The 26,737-nt window shown below is 56.3% G+C and carries 18 protein-coding genes; 6 read left to right on the top strand and 12 right to left on the bottom strand.

Annotated elements, in window-relative coordinates; genetic code table 11:
- Positions 1-22: 22 nt before the first annotated feature.
- From INT32_RS07950 to INT32_RS07915, 8 genes are all read right to left on the bottom strand, one after another.
- Entirely contained in the window at positions 23-1,096 is a 1,074-nt protein-coding gene (locus tag INT32_RS07950; protein ID WP_193088191.1) for a pentapeptide repeat-containing protein, read from the bottom strand.
- Positions 1,093-3,711, bottom strand: a complete 2,619-nt coding sequence (locus INT32_RS07945; protein WP_193088190.1) for a DUF2169 domain-containing protein — start codon at positions 3,709-3,711, stop codon at positions 1,093-1,095. The genes INT32_RS07950 and INT32_RS07945 overlap by 4 nt, the downstream gene beginning before the upstream one ends.
- 22 nt (positions 3,712-3,733) lie before the next feature.
- On the bottom strand, positions 3,734-6,100 hold the full coding sequence (locus INT32_RS07940; RefSeq protein ID WP_193088189.1) for a type VI secretion system Vgr family protein: 2,367 nt from the start codon (positions 6,098-6,100) through the stop codon (positions 3,734-3,736).
- Between the two features lie 16 nt (positions 6,101-6,116).
- Entirely contained in the window at positions 6,117-6,509 is a 393-nt protein-coding gene (locus INT32_RS07935) for a DUF4150 domain-containing protein (RefSeq protein WP_014749107.1), read from the bottom strand.
- A gap of 24 nt (positions 6,510-6,533) precedes the next feature.
- Positions 6,534-8,888, bottom strand: coding sequence for a type VI secretion system Vgr family protein (locus tag INT32_RS07930; RefSeq protein ID WP_193088188.1), 2,355 nt, complete (start codon positions 8,886-8,888; stop codon positions 6,534-6,536).
- Positions 8,889-9,298: 410 nt separating this feature from the next.
- Entirely contained in the window at positions 9,299-9,553 is a 255-nt protein-coding gene (locus INT32_RS07925; RefSeq protein ID WP_128393682.1) for a Txe/YoeB family addiction module toxin, read from the bottom strand.
- Positions 9,550-9,801 (bottom strand): YoeB-YefM toxin-antitoxin system antitoxin YefM, encoded by a 252-nt coding sequence (yefM, locus tag INT32_RS07920; RefSeq protein WP_128393681.1) that lies wholly within the window; start codon positions 9,799-9,801, stop codon positions 9,550-9,552. The genes INT32_RS07925 and yefM overlap by 4 nt, the downstream gene beginning before the upstream one ends.
- Before the next feature lie 217 nt (positions 9,802-10,018).
- The gene (locus tag INT32_RS07915; RefSeq protein WP_193088187.1) at positions 10,019-12,193 is read right to left on the bottom strand and encodes a malate synthase G; all 2,175 of its coding nucleotides are present in this window, start codon (positions 12,191-12,193) and stop codon (positions 10,019-10,021) included.
- 180 nt (positions 12,194-12,373) lie between these two features.
- On the opposite strand from INT32_RS07915, the gene INT32_RS07910 reads away from it, so the two are divergent.
- A complete protein-coding gene (locus tag INT32_RS07910; RefSeq protein ID WP_193088186.1) occupies positions 12,374-14,224 on the top strand; it encodes a UvrD-helicase domain-containing protein in 1,851 nt (616 codons plus the stop codon).
- 194 nt (positions 14,225-14,418) lie between these two features.
- Here INT32_RS07910 and INT32_RS07905 read toward each other — a convergent pair whose 3' ends face one another.
- Positions 14,419-15,192, bottom strand: a complete 774-nt coding sequence (locus tag INT32_RS07905; RefSeq protein ID WP_193088185.1) for a ferredoxin--NADP reductase — start codon at positions 15,190-15,192, stop codon at positions 14,419-14,421.
- Between the two features lie 167 nt (positions 15,193-15,359).
- On the opposite strand from INT32_RS07905, the gene INT32_RS07900 reads away from it, so the two are divergent.
- The gene (locus INT32_RS07900; RefSeq protein WP_193088184.1) at positions 15,360-16,616 is read left to right on the top strand and encodes an MFS transporter; all 1,257 of its coding nucleotides are present in this window, start codon (positions 15,360-15,362) and stop codon (positions 16,614-16,616) included.
- Between the two features lie 305 nt (positions 16,617-16,921).
- On the opposite strand, the gene INT32_RS07895 is transcribed toward INT32_RS07900, so the two are convergent.
- From INT32_RS07895 to INT32_RS07885, 3 genes are all read right to left on the bottom strand, one after another.
- Positions 16,922-20,218, bottom strand: a complete 3,297-nt coding sequence (locus tag INT32_RS07895; RefSeq protein WP_226816720.1) for an autotransporter domain-containing protein — start codon at positions 20,216-20,218, stop codon at positions 16,922-16,924.
- A gap of 113 nt (positions 20,219-20,331) precedes the next feature.
- Positions 20,332-20,598: a hypothetical protein gene (locus INT32_RS07890; protein WP_193088183.1), complete on the bottom strand. Its 267-nt coding sequence runs from the start codon at positions 20,596-20,598 to the stop codon at positions 20,332-20,334.
- 1,161 nt (positions 20,599-21,759) lie between these two features.
- Positions 21,760-22,539, bottom strand: coding sequence for a TlpA disulfide reductase family protein (locus INT32_RS07885; protein WP_193088182.1), 780 nt, complete (start codon positions 22,537-22,539; stop codon positions 21,760-21,762).
- Positions 22,540-22,698: 159 nt separating this feature from the next.
- Here INT32_RS07885 and INT32_RS07880 point away from each other — a divergent pair, with 159 nt between their 5' ends.
- From INT32_RS07880 to INT32_RS07865, 4 genes are read left to right on the top strand one after another with little or no spacing between them, the layout of a single operon-like run.
- Positions 22,699-23,715 carry an ABC transporter ATP-binding protein gene (locus INT32_RS07880; protein ID WP_193088181.1) on the top strand — a complete coding sequence of 339 codons (1,017 nt, stop codon included), beginning with the start codon at positions 22,699-22,701 and terminating at the stop codon, positions 23,713-23,715.
- Complete coding sequence (locus INT32_RS07875; protein WP_193088180.1) at positions 23,712-24,644, top strand: ABC transporter permease; 933 nt, start codon at positions 23,712-23,714, stop codon at positions 24,642-24,644. The genes INT32_RS07880 and INT32_RS07875 overlap by 4 nt, the downstream gene beginning before the upstream one ends.
- Positions 24,641-25,594 (top strand): ABC transporter permease, encoded by a 954-nt coding sequence (locus tag INT32_RS07870; RefSeq protein ID WP_193088179.1) that lies wholly within the window; start codon positions 24,641-24,643, stop codon positions 25,592-25,594. Before INT32_RS07875 ends, INT32_RS07870 begins: the two co-directional genes overlap by 4 nt.
- On the top strand, positions 25,591-26,658 hold the full coding sequence (locus INT32_RS07865; RefSeq protein ID WP_304519041.1) for an ABC transporter ATP-binding protein: 1,068 nt from the start codon (positions 25,591-25,593) through the stop codon (positions 26,656-26,658). The genes INT32_RS07870 and INT32_RS07865 overlap by 4 nt, the downstream gene beginning before the upstream one ends.
- Positions 26,659-26,737: the final 79 nt, after the last annotated feature.

Below are 26,737 nucleotides of genomic sequence, written 5' to 3'. Positions count from 1 at the left end.
TATCGTGGTTGGGTCAATAGTGCTACGGGAAAGCCCTGGCGCGCTGCGTTTCGCTCCATAACTCGGCCTCATACAGTTCCGGGTCTATTTCCAGGGCGCCTGCACGCCGCTTCAGGTTCAGGTCATCACTGAGCGCGCGGTGAAAGCGGGTGCGATTCAGCCTGGCATCATCAAAACTCGCCCGATACAGGTCTGCATACGAAAAATCGGTGTGATCCAGCTGAGCCAGATCAAAGCGGCATTGACGCGCACTGGCGTGATGCCATACAGACATGGACAGGTTGGCATTCACAAAGCTGGCATCGTCCGTGATGGCATCTACGAATACACTTTGCGCAAATTGCGCAGCATCGCAGCGTGCACCACTCAGATCCGCATCGGCAAAAACAATGAACTGGCCTTTGCTGCTGCGCAGATCCGCGCCTTTGACGCTCGCACTCTTGAAAGCGGCCTGCACCAGATTGGCCGAGGCCAGGCACACGCCGTCAAGGATTGCCTCGGTAAACACGCCACGCTCCAGGTCCTGTCCCTGCAGATTCTGACCGCTCAGATCCGACTGCAGCCAGATCACGTTGACCAGGCTTGCTTTGTGAAAAATAGCGGATTTCAAATCCAGCCCAAACAGTGTGGATTTGAACAATTGAGCCTGTGAGAAATCGACCCGCTCCATATCCGACTTCATGAACGTCATCTCTCTACCCTGAACGCCGGTGTAGCGCACGCCTGCCAGACGACAGCCGATGAATACTGTTTCGTCCATCATCGCATGATCAAAATCGGCGTCGCGTACATCACAATCATGCCATTTGGCCTGAAACAGCAGGGACTGGCGCCAATGTGTTCCGGCCATCACACAGGTGTTGAAAAATACGGTATTACCGTAGCATTCGTTCAGGCTGGCACGGTCAAAGCAGCAGTTGGAAAATACGCTTTCGTCCAGCCTGGCGCCATCGAGTTGGGCACCCGTGAAGTCAACACCTTCGAAAAGCGCACCCGACAGGTTCCAGTCGCGCAAATTCCGCTCTTTGAGCGATATTTTCAGAATCGGTACGCCGTTATCCACCAATTCCCGCAGCTGCGCATCAGTCAGGCTCATGCTGATTCCTTTTTCTGCGTGGGTTCCAGCTGAATCTGCTGCGTATAGTTGTCATGCTGCAGGCTGCCCGCGTCAATATTGCTCTGGGCAAAATCGGCCCGGAAAAAATTGACCTTGCTAAAATTAGTACGAACAAACGTCGATTTCCTGAACAGGCCTGTCATCAGGTTGGCTGCCGTAAAATCGCTGTGCCGAAACTCAGTCCGCATGAAAACGCCATCGGGGGTTTCCAAGCCACGACAGTCTGCCTGTTCAAAAACCGATTTGGAACAATCGGTATTGCGAATAACCGCCTGCACAAAGCGCGGCCGCTGAAAATGAACACCACGCATACTGCCATCGCTGATCCGGGCATGGCTGAAATCGCAATCGACCACCGGCTTTTCTGCAATCAGGGTGAAGGCGCTCATGACGGATCCGGCAAACGACATGCCAGACAGCTCACATAAGGCAAAGGCGCAGCGGATCAGCCAGGAGTCGGCAAAGGCGCTGGCGGTAAAAATGCACTCATAAAATGCACACTTGTTCAGCCTTGCCTCCTTTGCCGCCACATGATCCAGTGAGCATGAGAGCATCACGGTTGCATCCAGCGCCAATGCATTCAGGGTCGTATTCTCAAAACGCACGTTCCGAAATACGGATTCACTGAATGTCGCTTCGGAAAAATCACAGCGACTGAACGTGGACTCATCGATAATCGCCTGATGAAAATCACAACTGGAATACGAAACGGCATCAAAGCGCGTACGCGACATATTGGCAGTGTGAAACCGGCAGTGCTCAAACTGAGTTTTGCTATATGTGCCACTGAACAGCACGGCTTCGCTTAAATTGCACTGAATGAATTTGGCGTCAGTCATGTCGGCGCGCATCAGCACCGCCTGACTGAAATCACAATTGTCAAAGACCAGGCCCGTCAAATCGGCACCGGTCAGATCCATGCCACTCAGGTCTCGATCAGTCTGTGCCGCCTGGATGGCCTTTTCCCGCCGCTCTCTGGCTATGGTCTGATCCAGCACGTAGGTGCCAGATTGGTATTGCGCGGAAAACAGCAAGCCGCGATGGCGCTGCCGCTGGACAATAGGGCTATTGTCTTCACTGGCTTGCGCCTGGCTAATTTGCGCCAGCAGTTCATCCAGCGCGCGATTGGGCTGTTTATTGCCCGGATCCGGCACTCTGGTCCTGGCATTGATATCTTCGATGGTTTTAAGAAAATCCGGTTCACCGAGCAGGGCCGGTAACGTCTTGTCCTTGCCGCCCGATTGTTTGAAGCGTTTTGCCGCCGCTTTGGCCTGGACCAGTTCGGCCCGATGTTCGCGGACCGCCAGATTGCGCTGCCTTTGTTTTTCCAGCAACTGCTCCATGCCCGGCTGTGGCCGGGGGCCGACAAATTCCGGCAAATAGTGTTCGGCATCCAGTCCCATGCCGGCCAGATCGGAACGCGCGTGCAGCAGCAGGTAACGTTGCAGGCGATGCTGCTTTTCCCACATGGCGCCATTTAAGTCAGGCTTGAGATCGAACCCTGCCGTTTGCAGGTTTTCAGGCAGCAGTTGCGCGTCTTCATAGGCCAGCAACGCCGATTCATCATGATCCAGCCGCGTTTGCATGTAGCGAAGATAATGGTCATGCGTTTTAGGAGAGTACTTCCATTCAAGGGCGCCCAGGATATGTTTGATTTCCTCGCCGTCGTCATGCCAGCCCGGCAGCGTTGCGTGAAACAGCACAATATAGCTTTCCAGATGCGGCACCAGCCAGAGCGTGGTCGGCACCAGCTCGACATCGTGGGTCTCGGGCGCAGTGCCGGCATCCTTCTGCAGTTGCACCAGGCATCTGGCCTGCCACGCCGGCACCGTGCCCTGCCAGCACAGCTTATCTGGATGCATATTCCATACGCGATATTCGGTGTTGGGCGGCAGTTGTGCCTGCCCTTCAAAGATCTGGTCGGGCATGGCGGCATTGAACAGGCTAGGATCCATATCGGGAAAGAAGCCGGGCGCATCAGTTTTGTGCCATTGTTCTGAATACGTCCCCACTTTGCCAAAGCGAACCGGCCAGGTAATACTCTGTGCCCCCAACCCGGCCGGGTGAATGGTTTCCCGGAAATCACGAATCGGATAATCGGGCCACTCCACATTGGGCATCCGTCTGGCACGCACCCCATGAATGGTTTCCTCTACAGTCCCCTTGCCCATCGGGTTATTCGCAAAGCCAGGCCCGCCATAGGCATTTTGCCAGCCGATGTGGAGTTGTTCAAAAGGCTGCGCCGGAGTAATGCGATTGTCCAAAAAGTAACGGTCTCCGTATACCTGCACTTGCTTGACACGATCATTGACCTGCACTTGAACGCGGCACTGCGTTTTGTCTTCCGAGTGCGCAGTATAGGCATTGCCCGACACCAGAAACTCTGCTTGTGGCTTGGGCATACCCAGGTCCAGAATGCCCTCGGCGTTCAGATGCTCGGCAACAAACGACCAAAGCCCCGCTTCATTTTGCAGCACCGGATATCCCTTGCTGTTATCCACCAGAATGGCGGCAGACAGGCCGATATGGGCCTGGCCGCGCCAGCGATACGGCCTGATCTGGATACTCAGGCAGAATGGCTTGGAAATTTTCATGCGCCAATGCCACTTGTCATATTCATATCTCAATCCTGAATACATATTTTCTGTCGGTCTTGCCAAGCGACATATTGGCGCCGATAAGACCGATGGAAACCAGATCGATAGAATTGCTGTTGCCAACAAGCTTTACCTGCGCTCCCACCAGCGATACCGTGCTCAGTTGCATGGCATCGTACATGCCGCCAGCAGCCAGCTTGACGGCAACACTGGTATCGGCACTCTTGCTGGCGCGCGAATTAATGCCATTGACCCCGATCGCCACCTTGATATTCTGTTCATGCAACGTCGACGGATTGACCGACTGCATCAGCGTGGACTCTCTGATCAGGCTGCCCGATTTCATCAGAATGTCGGACTGCGCATAGGCTTCCCATGTGGCAGCACAATTGAGCTTGAATGGACCGCCCGCATCCACTTTGAAACTGTCCGCTTTCATAATGGCATCACCGGCCCCCACGCTTTTACTGAACAGCCCGCTCACCGTCACAGCTTCGCCACTGTCAAAATTGCGGACCACCGCGCCGGTAATGTTATCGGTCCGATGCGCGTTCAATGTGCTTTGCACTCCCTGATTGAATGCATGCAGCGCCGGTTCGCCCGCAACGGTCAGCGTTTCGGCCCCCCCAACGGAAAGCGTGTTGGCGCCGGTGTATTCGCGTTTCTGTCGCTGCGCCACAGAGTCTGTGGCGTCGGCCGCTACCGAGAACCGATGCCCGCTCTCATGCTGGTAGGTGGCTGCCTGTGCCACCAATTTGTTGAACAGTCCGCCATAACTCCAGGTATGTGCACCGGCAATATTGGTAGCCGACATGCCGCCCACCCGATGATTGGCATTATTCTTTACGCGGCTCTGCATATCTTTCTGGGCCACCATTTTGAGCATTTCACTGCCCTGACTATCGTCGAACATGACCGTATTGGCCGCATCCGGACTACCGTCCTTGGTGCGCGTATGAAAACCACTTTGCGTTGCCTGCTCCGGTAGCGTCACCGGCGGCATGTTCTCTGCGTTATAGACCCGGCCGACCACAAGGGGCCGGTCAGGATGACCACCGACAAAATCGACAATCACCTCTTCGTTCACGCGAGGGATCTGCAACCCGCCGAAACCGCCGCCGGCCCAGGGGCTGGAAACCCGGATCCAGCAGGAACTGCGTTCGTTTTTGCTCCCATATCTGTCCCAGTGGAACTGAACCTTGATACGGCCATATTTGTCAGTCCAGATCGACTCGCCTGCCGGTCCGACGACCCGGGCCGTTTGTGGCCCGCTGGTTCTCGGCTCGGGCGTGCGCGCCGGATGGCGATACTGGACGTTTGCCGGGATCGCTTCTATCGTCGTCAACAGCGTGGCATGCTGGTTCACCGGCGCCTGACCGGTGCTGGCTGCGCTGTGGTACGGCGCTTCAATGAACTCGTAATGGCTGCGGACAATCAGGTACTCGCGGTTCTGCGCCTTGTCTGGATGGTTTTTCAGTACAAAGGTATGGCCAGCGCACAAGGCCCTTGCGTTACTGGTGGCCGCGATAGTCTGTCGTTTCATTTCCAGGGCCTGCATGCGCACGCGGGCATAATGAGCGCCTTCTTCCGGCTCGGTATAACTACCCATCGGATCGTACTGCTCAAGATTCAGGCTGTGGCCTGCCTTGCCCTGGGCCAACTGACGCACATCCAGGCGCGCCTGCGGCTTGTTCAGGTCATAATCGGTCGCGGCATAAGCGGTGGGGGTCAGACAAACCCGCGGCTGCCATACTTCTACATACTCCTGCAGCGGGTTAACCAGATGATGTCGGCTGTAATATGGCAGCCGTGACAAACCTGGCACCGCACGATGAGCACCCATGTCGTCGGCCAGCACAAGGGTGTGCCTGCCCTGGTCATGTTCGAACCAGTAATAGATACCTTCGTGTTCCATCAGGCGGCTGACGAAATCAAAATCGGTTTCGTCATACTGCACGCAGTACGTCCACTTGCGATAATGCTCAACAAGCCGCAGATCCAACGCAAAACCATATTCACCCAGCACTTCGCTCAGGATATCCCTGATGCTTTTGTCCTGGAAAATTCGATAATCACTGGTCTGCGTGGCATACCATAGCCATGGGCTGAGCGTGGCCTCATAAACGTAATATTTCGGCGGATACGAATCCCTGCCTGTGCGCCGAAGGCGCGTCACAATCCCGTTGATAAAGCGTGAAGATGATTGTTGTTCTACCTCCACTGCAAGCGCCCCACCCAGCAGGCTTTTGATGTCCAGCGCAGGGGTCTCGCTGAGTATTTCAAGTGTGAACTCAAACAGACCCGATACCTGCTCCTGTCCTTTGAGTGAACGCAGCAGCAACTGACCGTCGGGAAAATCGCCGTGCAGCCGGAAGATCCTTTTCATTGTTCGCCCCTGCTGCTCATGGCGCCAGGATGCTGACAATGAAATTGCCTGGCACCAATGTGAAACCGATAATATTGAACATGTTCTGCAGTCCGAAAGAACACAGGCGGTTGGCCGGCGTACCAAACAGGAAGGTTGTGTATGAATTGAGGAAAAGGCGGCGCGACTGGCCGACAACGGTATGCGACAGGATGCCCGTCCCCACGCCGGGAAAGTCACCCAGTGTGAGCGGGATGGTGGTCATCATGTTGTGGGCAAATCCTCCCATGAACAGGATGGTGACCGCAATCGGTATGGCCATCATCGGAAATCCCATGTCCGGATAGGGAATCGGCAGCAGCGCCGGAGGCGTCAGACAGACGTCTGGAAATCCCAGATCCAGTCCCATCAGTTGCGTGGTTGCCAGCATATGCGTGTTCCTCTTTTCCTGTACTCAGTTTCTGGTAATCAGACCTGAAATCAACACCGCCATCACGAAGTTCTCTTCGCCCGATCCGTATTTTTTCAGTTTGAAGCCAGAGATCTCGATCTTTGCTGCGTTCATGTCTCCCTGCAACGGCGTAGCCACCAGGCCAACGGCGCTCATGCGCAACGACGTGGCCGCCATGCTGGAGGAGATGCCAAACAGACTGGCCGAAACGACGCCGGCGGATTGATACACATCTTCGGTGGTGTTTTTCAAGCCTTTGAGCTTGAATGAAAAATCATGCGTCTCACTATGCTGCGTCGAGGTATGACTCAGCGTTGCAAGATTGCTCAGGCTCTGCGGACCACCAGAGGCCAGATTGAGTTTCGATTTGGCATTGAACTGCGACAGCCCGCTTGTGGATTTCATATCCACCGATCCTGCCTTCATGGATAGGGGGCCACCCATCACTTGCTTGAAATAGCCGCCCGAGGTGATCGTGCTGCTTTCCGTGCCATTGACGATGCGCCTGACCGGGCCGGAAACCGTGTGGGAAAAATCGGTTTCAACCTTGCGGCTGCGACCACCGCTATAGGTGAAGTTCGCCAGACCGGCATTGACATTCTGGACAAAACCACGCCCCATCACAGTTACCGCCGTCGCCCCTACGCTGTGAGTGCGGGGACCGGTGACAATGTCATTTGACATACCGATGATATTTCGCTCGTGGTTGGCCGCATTTGTTTCCGTCGACGGGCCGCGAAAGATATTGTCGTCGATTCCACCCACGTTCATCGTAGTGGCGCCACCGTGCGTACCTGCCTGCGCGCCGGCCACGCTCAGGTTTTCATTGTTTTTGACATGCGTATCCATGTCGCGCTCGGCGCCGAACGACAGTTGTTCGGCGCCGGGACGATCTTCGAAAAGCATGGAGTTGGCGTTCTCAGGCGTGCCATCCTTGCTGCGGGTCTTGATCCCGCTTTGGGTGGCATCTGCCGGCAGATTCATGGCCGGCATGTTGCTGGCGTTGTAAACCCGTCCGACGACAATTGGCCGGTCAAGAAACCCGCCTACAAAATTGACAATGACTTCGTCGTTGACCCGCGGAATCTGCACGCCCCCGAAGCCGCCACCGGCCCAGGGGCTGGAGACGCGAATCCAGCACGAGCTCTCATCGTTGCGCTGCCCCTGTCGATCCCAGTGAAATTGCACCTTGATCCGACCGTATTTGTCTGTCCATATTTTTTCTCCTGCCGGCCCGACCACCAGTGCGGTATGCGGGCCGGTGGCGCGTGGGATTGGTGTCACGCGCGGCGCACGATACTGAACGTGCGTCGGAATGGCAGTAAAACGCAGGCGGATCAGGTGCTCCCATGACGTTGCACCGCCCGTTGACGTGCCGGGCGCTTCCTTCAGGTGATAATTCGTGCGCAGCACTAGCCACGACGTATTCTGAGACTGATCAGGATGGTTTTTCAGAGTGAAGGTATGGCCGGCGGCAAGGTCGGGATGATTGGCCTGCGCACCCACGGTTTCGTTTTCTGCCGTCAGACTCTCGAGCCGCACTCGTGCATAACGCTCGCCGTCTTCGGGCTCGATATACCCGCCCATGGGATCGTAGATTTCCATTTTTTGCTGCACGAGCCCGACAGCCTTGCGCTTGACGTCCAGCCCGGCCAGCGGCTTATTGAAATCAAAGTCCACCGTGCAGTAGGTAGCCGGATGCACCTCTTTTCGCGGCATCCAGCGATCAATATGTTGTGTATCGGGGCGGCTGTGCCGGTCAGGCGCATAATAGGGAATGCGCGCATCACTCGCGATGGCACCATGCGCCGAATCCGCATCCCCCACAACCAGCACATGTTTGCCCTGCTCGTGACGAAACCAGTAATAGATTCCCTCGTGCTGCATCAGTCGGTTGATGAAATTGAAATCGGTTTCATCAAATTGCACGCAATACACCCAATCTCGATAGCTTTCGGCAAGCCGGTACTCGACTTCGAACGGATATTTCTGGAAAATCTGCCTGATCACCGCCAATGCGCTCTGGTTCTGAAAAATCCGGCTATCAGACGTTTGCGTCAGATACCACAGCCATGGCCTGACCGTGAATCGATAGATGTAGTATTCGGACGTCTGGCTCTCGCGCCCCACGAACTGGGCTTCTGTGATCAGGCCGCTGAAGAAGCGTTGCCGTCCGGCATGCGCCACCGTTACCGTCAGCGGCGTCGCCAGCAGTTGCTCCAGATTCTCTGCTTGGCTTTTTGACACCAGATCCACGTGATACTCAAATAGTGTGGATACGGCTTCATGACCCTTTAACTCACGGAACAGAAAATGACCTTCGCTTTTGACCGTGATGGCTTGAATTATTTTTCCCATACGCCTGTTTTTCACCGCTGCCCTGGCCTGTCAGTAACAGGCTTGACACAACCGTGAGACCCGATAGCGACCGTTTCAATCGCTTATAAGAATAATGAACGCCATTGCTGCTTGGCTTCCGAGTTATCCGGCAGAGTGTAGGCAGGGATGATGTCAGGCGTGTGTCGTGTCATCGCTTCAGGTGCAACAGTACGTGTCCGTCCTCGGCCAACACCCGGTAAAGTCAGTGTTTACCGGGTGTTGCGCGTAGCTTACCGAAACGTAACCTAACGTTACTTGTGCGCATTGTCACTTGCAACGATCGATAGCGCGGCCCCGCGTGACGATTAGATCGTTGCCAGAAAAAAACCGGCCCCCTAAAGGGCCGGTCCGATGATCATGCCCGCGCTTGAACTGATCGCGGAGCAATATCAATAGTGATAGCGACAAGCAGCAATCAACAAAGCATCATCGGCAACGGCATAGATCAACCTGTGTTCCAATGTAATACGCCTTGACCAATAACCGGCAAGATGATGCCTTAGCGGCTCAGGCTTGCCGATGCCTTCAAACGGAGTGCGACAGGTATCTTTCAATAGTTCATTTATTTTTTTTACCATCCGTTTATCAGCGTCCTGCCAGTACAAATAGTCTTCCCACGCTTCTTCCGACCACGTCAGCTTCACTCAATCAACCCTCTTTCCTTGGCATTGCCACTTTTCAGATTCTCGATGGAATCCATTAATCGTCTGGCATTGGCGGGAGACTGGAGCAAATAAGCGGTTTCTTGCAGTGAGTTGTATTCTTCAAGCGACATCAAGACACAGGCCTCGCCATTCTGGCGCGTGATCAGAACAGGGGCCTTATCCTCTACCGCCTGAATCATTGTTGCCGACAGGTTCTGTCTGGCTTGACTATAGCTTACGGTTCTCATTGCCAACTCCGAGTTACAAGCGCTCATTGTACAATGAACTGTCTGCCCACTCAAGATCCGACAGCGTCAGGCCACACTTGTTTTCTATACCCCGATGCGTAAAAAAATGCACCTCAACAGCGGATTCATCATCCATCTGTTAAGGTGCATTCTAAGACTACCGGTTTGACACTGCCATGCCTGCGCTTAAAACGAGCGCGAAGCAATAAGCAGTACCTTATTTAATGCCGTACTGCTGCTTGGCTTTCTGACGCCACTGATGCAACAGAGGCTCGGTGTAGCCATTGGGCTGCTGCACACCTTTGAAGACCAGATCGCATGCAGCAAGGAACGCTGGAGATGTCTCAAAGTTGCCTGTCATGGGACGATACAGGGCATCGCCTTCGTTCTGTTTGTCAACGACGCCGGCCATGCGTTTCATGGTTTCCATAACCTGTTCTTCGGTTACGATGCCGTGGCGCAGCCAGTTGGCCATATGCTGGCTGGAAATGCGCAGCGTAGCGCGGTCTTCCATCAAGCCAACGTTATGGATATCGGGCACTTTCGAGCAACCAACACCCTGGTCGACCCAACGCACCACGTAACCCAGTATGCCCTGGGCATTGTTGTCCAGTTCCTGCTGTTTCTCAGCGTCGGACCAGTTGGTGTTGTCGGCAACCGGGATGGTCAGCAAGGCGTCAAGACGCTCGTCGGTATCATTTTTCAGACTGTTCTGCACTTGCACAACGTCAGTTTGGTGATAGTGAAGCGCATGCAGGGTAGCCGCCGTTGGCGAAGGAACCCATGCCGTATTGGCGCCGGCCTTCAGTTGCGCGCCCTTTTGTGCCAGCATATCGGCCATCAGGTCGGGCATGGCCCACATGCCTTTGCCAATCTGCGACTTGCCCTGCAGCCCGCAAGCCAGGCCGAACAGCACGTTGCGTTTTTCGTAGGCATCGATCCAGGATGATTTTTTCATGTCTCCTTTTCGAATCATGGGGCCCGCTTCCATGGACGTGTGCATTTCATCACCGGTACGATCCAGGAACCCGGTGTTAATGAACGCCACGCGATCGGCCGCAGCCGCGATACACGCTTTCAGATTGGCGCTGGTGCGACGCTCTTCGTCCATCACGCCCATTTTGATGGTATTGGGCGCCAATCCAAGTAGTTGCTCGGTTCGACCAAACAGCTTGCTGGCGAACGCCACTTCATCAGGCCCGTGCATCTTGGGTTTCACGATATAGATAGAACCCTTGCGCGAGTTGCCGCCGTCGCGCTTCAAGTCATGCATGGCTACCAGGCTGGTAAACACGGCATCCAGGATGCCTTCGGGCGTTTCATTGCCGTCCTTGTCCAGAATGGCGGGATTGGTCATCAGGTGGCCCACGTTGCGAATGAACATGAGCGAGCGACCGGCCAGCGTAGCCGGTTTGCCGTCCTTGCCGGTGTACTGGCGATCGGGATTGAGTTTACGGGTGAAGGTTTTGCCGCCTTTGGACACTTCTTCGGCCAGTGTGCCGTTCATCAGGCCCAGCCAGTTGCGATACACCAGCACTTTGTCTTCAGCGTCCACTGCAGCGATCGAGTCTTCGCAGTCCATGATAGTAGAAAGGGCGGCTTCAAGCAGGACGTCCTTGACGCCCGCCTTGTCCTGTTTGCCGATCGGATTGGATTTGTCGATCTGCACTTCAAAATGCAAGCCGTTCTGGCGGAAAATCAGCGCCTCGGGGGCTGCCGCATCGCCCCGGTGACCCAGATATAGGTCCACATCAGCCAGCGTGGTTTTGCTGCCATCGGCCAGGGTCACCGACAGCGCGCCGTTTTCTGCGGTATAGGCTGTTGCATCCTTGTGCGAGCCGTTTTCCAGCGGAATGGTCTGATCCAGGAAGTCACGGGCAAAGGCAATGACTTTTTCGCCGCGCTTGGGGTTATAGCCGCCATCGCGCGTTGCGCCATCCTCTTCGCTGAGCGCATCGGTGCCGTACAGGGCATCATACAGGCTACCCCAACGGGCATTGGCAGCGTTCAACGCATAACGGGCATTGGTGATGGGCACCACCAGCTGCGGGCCGGCCTGGTTGGTAATTTCATAATCAACATTGCTGGTATTGACCTGCACGGTCTCGGGCGCGTCTTTCAGGTAGCCGATTTCCTTAAGGAAGGCCTTGTAAACCTGCATATCGGCAATATTGCCCGGATGTTGGCGGTACCACTCATCCATTTTGGCCTGGATGCGATCGCGTTCGGCCAGCAACGCCTTGTTTTCCGGCGCCAGGTCGTTGATGAGCGCGTCCAGTCCCTTCCAGAATGCGTCGGCGTCAACGCCAGTGCCCGGCAGGGCTTCCTGATCAACGAAATTTTTCAGCACGGTGGCGATCTGAAGGCTGTGAACCTGGGTACGGTCGGTCATATTGGCTCCTGATTGATGATTTGTTGATGTCGGGTGGCGCGGTCCTGGTATTTGGGCCGCTCTTTACCCTGATTATTGCTATTATGACGACTCCGGCAGACAGCCTCAAGACAGTAACAGTTATTTGAGAATTTACTTTCGGTACACATTAATGCAGTTAATTTTTTATTTAAATTCAATATGATAAGTTCTCCGCTTCTGTTTGACCAATACCCCGATCGCGCCTTGCTGATCGAAGGGGTGGCCGGCAGCGGCAAAACGACGCTGATTGCCCGGGAAGCGGAGCAATGCGTGACACAGGGCCGCACGCTGCTGGTCACCTTCAGCCGTGCCGGCCGTGACGTCCTGCAGAACTATATGCGCGCGCACAACCTGGAACCGGGATCCAATACGAATCTGCACATCTTTACCATTGACGGCCTGGCACACTTTTTATTGCGGCGCCTGGGCGATGAACGCTATGTACTGGATCGCCATGCCATTGTGACCGACCTGCTGCCCGATCTGGTGAGCGATGTCTGCCAAGACCTGCAGGACAGGTCCGAACAGGACGACGCCGTGACGCTGCAGGCGCCCGCCCTGTCCACAGACGCCATGGAAAAACTGATGTCCGATCTGGATTACTACCGGGCATCCCTGGCCTGGCAGGCTGAATCGACAGAGGACGAACAGGCCGCTTTCGGCGATGGCCTGCACCATCCGCCCGAGTTGGTGCGCGCCGTTTTCCGCCGCTATGACGCCCTGCGCTCCCACTGGAAACCCGAAGCGAGTGATCCGGACGACACCCTGCTGGATCCGGCCTATAAGCCGGAGCGCAGCAAAGGCATGTATGGCTTTCGCCTGGTATCCGAGGCCTCCTATGACTTGCTTGAAGCGCTGGACAATGGCGCCGAACTGCCTGGCAGCGCCGCTGCCTACCGGTTTGTGCTGATCGACGAGTTTCATGACACCACGCCCCTGCAGTTGATGCTGCTGTCGCGCATTGGCCGGCACGCTCACAGGCTGATGGCGGTAGGCGACCGTTACCAGACCATCTTTGCCTGGCGCGGCGCCAATACGGAGCTGGTTTTCGACGCTTTTGTCCGGGATTTTTCCGCCAGGCGGGTAAACAGCCTGACCAGCTATCGCTTCGGCCCGGAACTGGCCACACTGGCAGGAGAGCTCACACAGCGGACCATTACCTCGGGCATCCTCTCCGATACGCCGGTGACATACTGCAGTGGCAACTGGGAGGACGCCGGCGCACTGGCCCCCCTGGGCAAACAAACTATCGTCTGCCGTCATGGCCCGGACCGGATTCGCGCCGCATTTTCCCTGTTGTGTCACGCCCCTGCCTCGATCAAACTGGCCTGGCCGCTGGCAAGCACACCGGCAATCGGCATTGCGACCATCCTGTATGCCTTGCGTTTTCCGCAAGCCACCGCCCAGTTGCGTACGCTGCCGCTGGCCTTGCGACAATTTGCTTCGCTGCCCGGCTGCCTGGCGCCCGACACGGTGCGTGAATTGGCGCAAACGGGGCTAACGCCCGGCAATCTGCGCATGTACATGGAAAACTGGCTCGCCGCACGCGAAGCGGTGTTCGGCCCCAGCCTGAAGCATGCGCTGCAGCTGTGGCTGACCACGCCGCAAGCGCCGGACGCCGGCGCCGCCGATGCGCTGCAGACGTTTGCACGGCAGGCCGATCTGTTCCGGAACCTGACCACGCCCCAGCGACTGCTGGACGAATCGCTGCTACAGGGCTGGGAGGGATTATTGATGTATTTGCAGCAACAGCCGATGCCAATACAGGCGTGGCCCGCAGTACTGGCCGCCGTGGCGGCCCGTTGCAGTACACGCGGCGGCGTGCCCCTGCTTACGGTCACCGAAGCCAAAGGTCATGAATATGATCATGTACTGGTCTATGACACAGCAGACACGACATTCCGCAGCCAGACCGACGCTCCCGATGTGGAACGCAACCGGTATTACGTCGCCTGCACCCGGGCACGCAAATCGCTGACACTGTTGCGGCCAGCCAGGGAGCCGGCATAGGCACAGCGCAGCCTGCATGCCGTGACGTATAAGGTGCCGTGACGTGCTGGCAGCATGTTTTGCGTCAGTTTGGATCTCTGTAGAGCGTCAAAAACTGCATGCCAGCGCCGGTGGCGGTAAGGCCGCCGTGACCGGTTGCTGCACTGCCGACATGCCCTGGAAACACCAGAGTGGCGCTTGGCCGATAAGCAGGATTACTGCTCGGCAAACGCCCGTTCAATCACAAACGCACCGGGGCGCGAGGTGTTGCCTTCGCTGAAACCACGACGCTCCAGCGCCGTTTTCAGGTCGCGCAGCATCTCGGGGCTGCCGCAAATCATGGCGCGGTCGGTCTCGGGGTTCAGCGCGGGTACGCCCAGGTCCGTGAACAGCTTGCCGGACTCCAGCAGCGCGGTGATCCGGCCTTCGTTGCGGAATGGCTCGCGCGTGACCGCCGGGTAGTACTTGAACTTTTCCGAGACCATTTCCCCCAGGAACTCGTGCTTGGGCAATTCATTCGTAATGTAGTCGTGATAGCACAGTTCGTTGGCAAAACGTACTCCGTGCACCAGGATGACCTCGTCAAAACGCTCGTAGGTTTCCGGATCGCGAATCAGGCTCATGAAGGGGGCCAGCCCGGTTCCGGTGGCCAGCATATACAGGCGTTTGCCGGGAAGCAGATAGTCCACCAGCAGTGTTCCCGTGGGCTTGCGACCCACAATGATGCTGTCGCCCACCTGGATATGCTGCAGGCGCGAAGTGAGCGGGCCGTCGGGCACCTTGATGCTGAGAAACTCCAGGTGCTCTTCATAATTGGCGCTGGCAATACTATACGCACGCAGCAACGGTTTGCCATTGACAGGCAGACCGATCATGGTGAAATGCCCGTTGGAAAAACGCAATGCCTGATCGCGGGTGGTGGTAAAACTGAACAGTCTGTCTGTCCAGTGGTGGATGCTGAGGACTTTGCCTTCCAGAAATGCGGCCATTGTAAAACGTACCTTCAGGGGGAATAAAAAACACAGAATGGACAATTATTGCAATTGTACTAGGCGCAATACTTGTCGCTGATCAAAGAAGCCTTTATTTTAGTGGTTAAATCACAGCTGCACTGCCGCCTTGGTATAATTCGGCACATCTTCCTGGTTGTTTCCCCATGCCTCCCTCTTCGCGCAAGCCCTCTGACAAACGGTTTATCAGCCTGTCCATGCTGCTGTTTCCCCTGGCCATGGTGCTGTATGAGCTGTCCGCCTATATCGGCAACGACATGGTTCAGCCCGCCATGCTCACCATCACCGCCGAATATGGCGTAGACGACGCCTGGGTGGCCTCGTCCATGTCGCTGTATATTCTGGGTGGCGCCTGTCTGACCTGGCTGATCGGGCCTTTGTCCGACCGCTACGGAAGGCGCCCCATTATGCTGGCGGGCGTGATGTATTTCATTGCGACCAATTTTCTGATTCTGCTGGCCCCCACCATCGAATGGTTCATGCTGCTGCGTTTCCTGCAGGGAATGGGGCTGTGCTTCATTGCGGCGGTCGGCTATGTGAGCATACAGGAAGCGTTTGAAGAGCTGACGGCCATTCGCGTGATGGCGCTGATGGCCAATATTTCCATGGTCGCTCCCCTGCTGGGCCCGCTGGCCGGCGCTGCCCTGATTAGCGTGGTGTCATGGCACTGGGGCTTTGTCATCATCGCCACGATAGCCTGTGTCTCGCTGGTGGGGCTGTTCCTGCACATGCCCGAAACAGTCAATCTGGCCCTGCCCAAAAAACCGCCGGCGCAGATCTGGCAGCAGTACCGGCTGGTGCTCAAGAACAACCTGTTCATGCAACTGACGCTTTATTTTCCGTTGATTGTGCTGCCCATGCTGGTCTGGATCGGCCTGTCGCCGGTATTTCTGATCAAGGACATGGGCATGACCAACATGGGCTACGGGCTGTCCCAGTTACCCATTTTTATCAGCCTGATTGTCGGCAATCTGGCGCTGGCCAAATATGCGCCGCGCTTTCCGGTAGGGCAATCGGTGTATTTTTCCATGCCCCTGATGATCGCCGGCGGCGTTCTGCTGATTCTGGCCGGCTTTATTCCGTCCTTTGCATACCTGGGGCTGGTCGCCGGGCTGGCGCTCTCGGCGTTTGCCCAAGGCATTAGCTTTGCGGTCCTGTATCGCTTTACCCTGATGGCGTCCGATCAGCCCAAAGGGGTCGTGGCCGCGGTCATGAGCCTGATCATGATGCTGATACAGGCAGTGGGCATTGAACTGTTCAAGCTGGTCTACGTGCATTGGGGCCTGGCGGCCCTGTGCATCATGAACGGCCTGCTGATGCTGACATTTGCTGCATTGACGCCGCCGCTGATGCGCAGAACCATGCGCGTGGTCACGCCCGGCCCGATCATTCCGGCGGCCTGATCGACTACCACGACAATCTCGGATACCACGGCAATCGCTCACTGCAGGCCGGGCGGCACGCGCCGAAAGCGGCGCGCACGTTATGTTCAAAAGGACGATGAACTTTCGCTCATAAATCAAATGACCCGAATTCCCGCTGGTGGGTGAAACGCCGTATCTAAATTGCCACTTACACGGCCATGTCAATGTGCGTTTATGGAAGAACGCTTGCCTTAGGTAAATAGTAGCCAACTGTAAATAAGCCTCTGACCCAAAACGCCTTAGTACACCAACGACTCGTGAGGCTTATCCCATGTTTGCCTGAGTCAGAATGACCACCGCATCGACAACTGGCCTTCCAACGCCTTGTAGCCACTGCCCAACCGTCCCGCCAGGGCAGTGCCCACGGAAAAGCTATCGCTGAGCCGCCAGGCCAGCCCTGCACGCAGACCCATACTATTGCGCGACGACACTGCATTCTTACTTTCAAAAGAAGTCGCCGGCCCTGCCGCGAAGCGTGCTGTTTGCACCACGTCCCGATTCAGCCACTCATGATCCCAGCTCACTCGCGCCTGCGCGGTTACTTCGCCCCCGTTCTGCAGGGGTAGTACCATGCTGGCACCTACCCCGATACTGGAGCGTAGTGCGTCGACACGTTGGCTATCAAGGAGCAAACGCGTAGCGTCCGCACCCGACTCATCCACACCAGGGCGTGACACCCTGGCGTAGTTGAGCGATGCGACGGGCCCTGCCGACACAGTCGGGCTAAGACGCCAGCGATATCCTCCGCCAATTTGCGCGGAGACACTATGGCCTGTCCAGTCAGCAAAATGGGCAGCGCGATAATCACCGACCACCACCGTGCGATCCATGGAGCCGCGTTCAATGCCGAACCGAAAGCCACCAGAAGCATACGGGCCCGCCAAGGCATCCGGCCGGTATTGCACTTGTGCACCCATACCGAAGCTATTGTTTTTCACCTTGCCCCATTGCGGGGACTTGAGCTTTACCGACTGGTCTGCAATATCAAGGTGCACAGCCAAGGAAATATCCGATTGTGAATTCAAACGCCGGCCTCCACCGATAACGAGGCCATAAGTGCTCGCATCGTAGCCCACGACTGTGTCGCGGGTGTCTAGCCTGCTCTCACCACCAAAGGCAATGGCAAACCCTCTCCACTCTGAATCACGCTTGTGCAGACCCTGAGAAAAACCATCCAGGGCGGTATTGAGCACATCTCGTTCGTGCTGCAATGATGAGGAAAGACTGACGCTATAACCAGCCGGCGACACGAGAGGCAGCATGCGGCTCACTTGACTGCCGTTTGCCGCAGAGAAATCAAGAGTGCGGAAAAACGACTGCGTACCGGCGGATGCAGATCCAGCCAGGCGCTGCAGCGCCCGACCTGCTGCCCGTTCATTGTCGTTCTGCCCATATTGACTGTATGCATCGTCAGCACGGCTGGCACTCAACATGTAGCGTTGACCGCTCAGCGCGCTTGCGTTGAAATCCAGGGTAGGCGACTCAGATGTCAACTTGATCGTCTCGAAATCACCGGACTGGGCGGCTGCATCAATGACACTGCCTGTTTGTATACTCCAATCGCTGTTGTACCAGTCAGCCATTGGGACGAACTCGAGCGTACCCGCAAGATCCGCTGTACCACTAACGGCCAACACATCATGCGCCCCGCTCGCATCGAACTGCGCCATCACGCGTCCGGAAGACGTCTGCTGGTAGTCTCCATCAATGGTCATGCGTCCGAAGGAGTTTCCGGGAGCAAGCGTGCCGTGGTTCACAAACAAGGATCCAGGGCTCATTTTAAAAATGGACGTGCCCGACAGCGTTGCCGCCTTCTGTACCGTCGCGCCATGCACCTCCTGCGTGCCATTCAGGCTTGTTTGACCGCCCTCGAAAGATAGAGCCAGATTGTTTTTCCCACGAATATTGCCCGTGTAGGCAAATCGAAAGTCAGGATCCGCAACACCGGTTGCCCGACCTCGGGCATCAGCGCGCTGACCAAAAGAAACCGTTGTCAGGCGCAACTTACCGGACGCGTCGCGCTCTGCATAGTGAGAAACAATATCGCCCTCTACCCGGGCGTTTTGCATCAAGTTAATGCTGCCCACGTGGGCGTTCGCAGATATGTAGATGGCCGCCTTACGCCCGGCCACACGGCCGGTAATATCTGCCCGGCGTACAAGCGAGCCACGCAGCTCTGGCAGCAAATCGGCTGGCTCGCCGTCAATCGTACGAATGTACGAACCACGATGCTCCTGCTCATTTCCGATTGCGTTGGAACCGAAGTCGAAACGCAACCCTACGCCTCTTGTACCTTGCGCTTGCACATCGCCCCGCTGCACCAGCACGTGATCCTTACCGTAGGTAAACATGACGCCCTGGCCATCAATGCCGTTCGCGTATACGCGCACCCCAGGATCGATGATAATGGTGTTACGCTCGCCATCAACCCGTATTCCCGCTCCGCCAGCACCCGCGGCCAATAAATCACCGACCTGACGAACCCGGTTATGGCTGCCATAAACGTGCAGGCCAAGCCCCAGCGTTGCTTGGTTGTACTGACCTCTCAGGTATTGTGTACCTGCTGCGTCACGCGCGAAAAAACCTTGGTGGTTAACGATGTCCAGCCCACTTCCATACACCGAACGCCCGAAAAAGTTTCGGCGATCTATCGTGTAGCCCAGGTCTTGCAAAACGGCGAGCTCGGCCTCCATGAATACTTTGTAATTTCGGTAATTCTGGTGGCTCATAAGACTGTTCTTGAGTTCGATGTGGCTCATATTGTTGTCATCCACATCCGAACCCGTTTCGTCCAACATCCTGATAGGCACTCCCGGCAGCCCGCCGTCGAGCGCCTCTAAGATGTTCGGGCCGACAAGCAGACCCTGATCACGACGCACGTCGAATCCGGCTGGATCATAAACGTTGTTGCAGCCGTCACACAGCACAGCCTGATTCGGCCGGGCACGATTGCCATTATCATCGATCATCAAAGGCGCCCAGCCGGCTAGCACCTTGCCAAAGTGCGGAGTAAATTCGCCGTCCACGTCGTCAGCCTCGCTGGTAAAACCCAGCCCATGTGCGGTCTCATGAATGGTCGTGGAGAACAGATCATCGTTTTCGGATAGTGGAATCTGTGTAAGCGTAGTATTTTGATAGTCTGCGTCACCAAGCCCGAATATGCCATGCGCCCCGGTCTCAAGATCGCTCTCGTCTACGGGGAGCCCTTGAAAGATGTGTTGCAAAAGCGTCTTCGGCCCCAAGCCGTCGTTCGCCAGGGGTGAGGCCCCGAAGGCATTTTCCTCCTCTTCGTCCGTGCCGATATTTATTATGGCAGGCTGCGCGGCGTCACCGACGGGCTGTATGACTTCCGCCCAGTATTCCAGACCGGTGACAATCAGCTCCTTCAGTGGCGCACGCCATGCCCATACCGACTCATGCGATTCCTCCTCATCCTCCACGAAGGGCCCGTCGCCCACATCAAAGAACCGCGCCTCAAATACCGGTCTTCCTGCCGAATTCTCAATAGTTCGGTATTCAATAGCCCAAGATGGAGAGGCCACAAATAGCAGTATTAATGCAACAGGAGCAAATATCTTCATGTTTTTTATAATCTCCGACCAAGAAAGGAAATTGAGCCCGGACGACGGATATCTGACGCCCACCGTACCACGTACACATAAGTAACATCCCAACGCATTTGCAACAAATGGTATCATTCAGGTTTCATTTTCACAGCAGTAGCCCGCGTCTCGCTAGCCGATTCAATCAGCCCAAAACGGCGGCGGCTCAGATTCCGGCGCGTATAGAAGAGCCCGTTTTTCCGGTCCGGCACAATGGGTCGGACAGGCATCATTACGATTGTCATCAATGGCGGCGCGCCCCCCAGATAACGTGTCAGGGCAACCCAGCGTTTCAGGCTATCGTTCAGGGCACGGGTAATGTCGGTTCCGTTGAGCGATTCCAACGGAACTACATGCATCCATGTATGCTGTTGTCAGTCAGGATTATGAAGAGGCACAATTTTGTCGAGTGCGGGTCACTTGGGTTCCATCAGCCTGAGTGGATTTTGTCACTACAGACTCACACTTCATCGGACGAGCAGGACGCATCTGCCTATCTGATGCTCGCCGATCGCTGGAGGGCAAGTTTCCTGGGTTCATAGAGCGAGCACTGTGCTGGTTTGATGTTCTATGATGCCTATTCATGAATTCACGATGGTCCCTATCGGATTTATCCTTTTCTATTTGCCGCCGAATGTTGCTCCCTCGTATGCATTCGATCATCCCCGCGGTATCTGGTACATATCCTGCTTTTTCGCAGCCTATTCTATCGGCGGTCAATTCGCGTACACGTATTTCCTCGGATGAAACGCACCCTGCGAGGAAAATGGGCGCAACAAAAAGCGACAGGAATATTTTCATATGATCTCCGTTATGTAATAATTGTATTGGCTAAAACATGATCTGACAGATGCCCGCTTTCCACACGGCGTCAGTCGGATTAGATTTGGTTCACATCCTTCGGTTCCCAAACCGCTAAACGCTCAAGCAAAGTCTGCATCGGCGTTCTGCCGCAGCACATTTTGTCTTGATGAGTCCGCTCATTGTTATAAAAATCCAGCCAAACGTCCAGATCTTTCTGCCAGGACGCCAGATTACTGTATAGCGTCTTTCTACACACGATCTAATAAAACTCCAGAAAAATGGTTTTGTACAAGCATGCACAAAGGCCCTTTGTCTGTGGAGATATGGCTTTGGTTTTAGTATGATGAATGCCATTGCCTTCATAGACAGCTGATGATCATGGTCATCGACTCATTCGCAGAACTGCGGGCGCCACGCAGTCGGAATATGCAATACCAGTAGGCCGTACTAATACCAGCGGGCCGTACTGTTTATAGAACGGTAATACCTTGTCATTGCGCATGTCAGCAGAAGACGTGGGAATTTTGGTCGTGTAAAGCTTGATGTGAACGACCTTGGAATTGATATCTATACAAATGTGCTGATAACCGCTAGACCGAAGCGATATCATCGGGAAGGACACGGAAACCGGCAATAGCTTAAGCAGGACGCCAACCGGCCACCAGAATTAATCGGTCACATACGCGAGACGGCCGCAATACGCCAGACATCTGACACTACAGACCGTCCAGTTTCTCGCTCAGCATTTCGCGACTGATCTCGCCCACCTGGGTGCGCCGCAATGCATTGCCATTAAAGAACAGCGTTGTTGGCAAACCTCGCGTCTGAAACTGCGCCGACATGGTGGAGTTGGGATCCAGTCGAATCCATTGGCTCAGATCCAGTCCCTCCTGCCGCAAATAATTCTCAATCGTGGCAGCCGACTCTCCCTGATTCACGAACAAAAACCGCACATCGGGGTTCTGCCGAGCCGCCTGCTCAAGCATGGGCATTTCGCGACGGCAAGGGCCACACCAGGTCGCCCAAAGGTTGATGACCACTTTCTTGTCGCTCAGATCCTTCAGTTGGTGCATTTGGCCGTTCATGTCCGGCAGCGCCATGGCCGGCAAGGGCTGGGCAAGCGGGCCGGGCACCAGCAGCGCCAGCGAGGCCATCAAAGCCGCCACCAGGCCAAGCAGCGCGCCGCCAAGCGCACGCAGGCGCCAGCCCTGCAACAGCAGCAGCGATACCGCCGCAGCAGCGATCGCCCAACCAATGTCAAAGCCACCCTGCCAGAAATAAAAGATGCGCCAGGGCTCGCTCAGAAAACTGTCCCAATGGCGAATGACAAAACCCAGCCGGGCACTGGCCAACACCATCAGCATCGCCAGCCAGGGCCAGCGATCAAATTGCGGGCTGACTCGCCGGGTGAGCACCGCACAGCCGGCCAGCAGCGCAATTACACCCGCCATAACCGCAAGCACCATGGGTGCAAAGAAAAAAGGACCTATTGCCATTGCAGAAAAACCATTGTAGAAAACCCTAAAAATACCGCTCACATCATAGCATCAGGGCTAACTGCAATATCCCCGCCAACGCTTTGCATATAATATCGACACTGACACCAATACAAACCAATACGATGCCGGCCTGTGCCGGCACTCTTTTATTAGCGAATGACTACTGCGCCCACCCACCCTGCCTGTATCAGCACCGACCGTCCGGTGCTGGTGTCGGTGCACAATCTGAAAAAACACTTCGATCTGGGCAGGCAGCAATGTGTATACGCCGTCAATGGCGTGTCCTTCGATATCCACGAAGGCGAAACGCTGGGGCTGGTGGGCGAATCCGGTTGCGGCAAATCCACGACAGGCCGCAGCGTGCTGGGTCTTTACGATCCGACAGAGGGTCACGTTACCTTTCGCGGCCAGAACATTCATGAAGTCAAGGGCCATGCGCGCCGCAAGCTGCTGCGCGACATGCAGATGATATTCCAGGACCCCTATGCCAGCCTGAACCCCCGTGCGAGCGTGTTTGACCTGATTGCCGAACCGCTGGATATCCACGGGCTGTACCGGAACCCCAGGGAAAAGGCGCAGCGGGTCAGCATGCTACTTGAAGAAGTCGGATTGAACGCCTCGTTTGCCCGACGTTATCCGCATGAGTTTTCCGGCGGCCAGCGCCAGCGTATCGGCATCGCCCGTGCTCTGGCGCTGGAACCGGCATTTATTGTTGCCGACGAGCCCATTTCCGCACTGGATGTCTCCATCCAGGCGCAGATCGTGCAGTTGCTGCAGCGCCTGCAACGGGAACGCAAACTGACCTTTCTGTTTATTGCCCATGACCTTTCCATGGTCCAATACATCTCGGACCGGGTGGGCGTCATGTATATGGGCTACATGGCCGAGCTGGCCGGCAGCCACGAACTCTATCACAACCCGCTACACCCCTATACCCAGGCCTTGCTGTCGGCAATTCCGGTTCCCGATCCACAAATACAGCGCCAGCGAACCGGCCAGGTTCTTCATGGCGAATTGCCCAGTCCGCTGGCGCCCACCACCGGCTGCGCTTTCAAGTCACGCTGCCCCAAGGCCATGGCGGTCTGCCAGAGCGAGGTTCCTGTGTGGCGCGAGCACGCTGCGGGACACTTTGCCGCCTGCCATGCGCTGGATACCGAAGGATCGCGTCCATGAAAAAATATATTCTGCAGCGGTTTGCGCTGATGCTGGGCACCATTTTCATTATCGCCACGCTCACCTTCGTGCTGATGCATTTGATTCCCGGCACCCCCTTCGATCAGGAACGACAGACCAGCGCGGCGGTGCAGGACAACCTGCGAGCCTTCTACAAGCTGGACCAGTCGCTGCCGGTGCAATACCTGCATTACCTGAAAGCCATTATCACATTCGACTATGGCCCTTCCATTTCCAATCCGGATACCTCAGTCAATACACTATTGGGCCGTGGGTTTCCGGTGTCGTTTGAGCTGGGTCTGATTGCACTTGTGGTTGCGACCCTGTCCGGCATAGGCGCTGGTACGGTAGCGGCATTGCGGCATAACCGGCTGATCGACCGTGCGGTCATGGCCGTGGCGGTGGTTGGCATTTCCATTCCCAACTTTGTGCTGGCGACATTGCTCATACAGGAGCTCTCGGTGGGCCTGGGCTGGTTTCCTGCGGCCACCTGGCGTACCCCGTGGCACAAGGTGCTGCCGGTGATTGCCCTGGCCGTCACGCCCATGGCCATCCTGGCTCGCATCACCCGCTCCAGCATGCTCGATGTACTAACCCAGGATTATATGACGATGGCACGCGCAAAGGGCCTTTCACCGTGGCGCATCGTGGTCAGGCATGGCCTGCGCAACGCCCTGCTGCCGGTGGTGACACTGCTCGGGACGCTGGCAGCGTCCATTCTGACGGGCACATTCGTGATTGAAAAAATCTTTGCCATTCCCGGCATGGGTCGGTATTTCGTCGATTCCATCAGCACCCGCGACTATCCGGTCATCATGGGAACAACCGTGTTCTACAGCGCCATTCTAGTCTTCATGCTGTTTCTGGTCGACATTGCCTACGGTCTGCTTGACCCGCGCATTGCGCTTCACCGCAAGGGGCAGTCATGAACAATCACGCGACATCGCAAGAGGCGCCGGTCATTACCGACGACATGTTCGAGGCGGCCCCGCCCGACCCACAAGCGGTGGCGCATGTCTTGCGCCCTTCGGTCTCCTACTGGCGCAATGCGTGGTGGCGCCTGCGCAGCAATCCTGCCGCCCTTGTCGGGCTGGTATTTCTGATCTTGCTGATTATCATGGCGGCACTCGCCCCCATGCTATCGGACTGGTCAGTTATCGCGCAGGACCTAAAAAGCCAGAACATGTCACCGTCATCGCTGCACTGGTTCGGCACCGATGATCTGGGCCGCGATATTTTCGTCCGAACCTGGTACGGAGCACGTATTTCATTGTTCGTCGGCTTCATGGCAGCGCTGATCGATTTTGTGATCGGGGTAACCTACGGCGGCTATAGCGGCTACAAAGGCGGCAAGACAGATATCTTCATGATGCGCGTACTGGAAGTGCTCTATGGACTGCCCTATCTGCTGGTGGTGATTTTGCTGATGGTGGTCATGGGACCCAGCCTGCTCACCATCATTATCGCGCTTACCATTACCGGCTGGATCAGCATGGCGCGACTGGTGCGCGGCCAGGTATTACAGTTGAAAAACCAGGAGTATGTGACCGCCGCCCGCTCTTTCGGCGCTGGCACGGCGCATATCATTCGTCGCCATCTGCTGCCCAATGCCATGGGGCCGATTCTGGTGCAGATGACGTTAACCGTCCCCACCGCCATTTTCGCCGAAGCCTTTCTCAGTTTCCTGGGGCTGGGCGTGCAAGCGCCCTATGCCAGTTGGGGTGTCATGGCCAACGATGCGCTGGGCGTCATTCTCTCGGGTGACTGGTGGCAACTGTTTTTCCCCGCCCTTTTCATATCCCTGACCATGTTCGCTTTCAACGTGGTGGGCGACGGGCTGCAGGATGCGCTGGATCCGCGACTGGGGCAAAACAAATGAGCATGGAACACACTGCAATCGGCAGAACGGATGCATCCGTGCCGCCAGCCACCGGCCAGGCGCAACCGCTGCTGACGGTGCGCGATCTCTCGGTACGCTTTCGCACCTACGGCGGACATGTTCATGCGCTGCGCCAGGTTTGCCTGCATGTTGCACGCGGCGAAACCCTGGCCATTGTTGGTGAATCGGGCAGCGGCAAATCGGTCACCAGCCAGGCCATCATGGGGCTGTTGCCGGCCACGACGGCACAGATTACCGGCGGCGCCATCACCTTTGACGGGCGCGAACTGACCACACTGAAACCGGCACAATGGCGTGAGATCCAGGGCAGACGGATTGCCCTTATTTTCCAGGACCCAATGACGGCGCTCAATCCCACCCTCACTATCGGTGAGCAGCTAACCGAAGGGGTACGACGACATTTGAAATTTACGGCAGCTCAGGCCAGGGAGCGCGCCATCCAGATGCTTGAACTGGTGGGCATATCCAGCCCACAGCAGCGGCTCAAACAGTTCCCGCATGCGTTTTCCGGCGGCATGCGCCAGCGTATCGTGATTGCCATTGCATTGATGTGCGATCCCGACCTGCTGATTGCAGACGAACCCACCACGGCGCTGGATGTCACCATCCAGGCACAGATTCTGGCCCTGTTCAAGGATATCCAGGCGCGCACCGGCATTGCCATCATCCTGATCACGCATGACCTGGGCGTCGTCGCCGGCATTGCCGACAGGATCACGGTCATGTATGCCGGCCAATGCGTCGAAACCGCAGAAGTTCATGCGCTATTTGCCCAGCCTGCCCATCCGTATACCCGCGCGCTGCTGGCATCGGTACCGCGCCTGGACATGCCGGCTGCCAGCCTGAAGGCCATTGCCGGCCAGCCGCCAGATCTGTTTGCCCCGCCCGCAGGCTGCGCGTTCGCCGCACGCTGCCGGCATGCCATGCACGTCTGCCGCCAGATCGCACCGCCTGCGACGGCCCTGCCTGCGCAGGGTTCGGTATGCTGCTGGCTGCACGACGCCCGCGCGCCGCAGACCGCCCTGGCGACCGGAAAACGATGATACGGTTGTTTCGACAAACCCGTTTGCGCCCACGACGCATGCATTTTCAGGTATGTTTGCATACATTAGATCCCGTCAA

The sequence above is a fragment of the Advenella sp. FME57 genome, from assembly GCF_014897675.1.
Lineage (GTDB): Bacteria > Pseudomonadota > Gammaproteobacteria > Burkholderiales > Burkholderiaceae_B > Advenella.
Note: the sequence above shows the minus strand (reverse complement) of the source record. Positions and strands in the feature narration are given on the sequence as shown.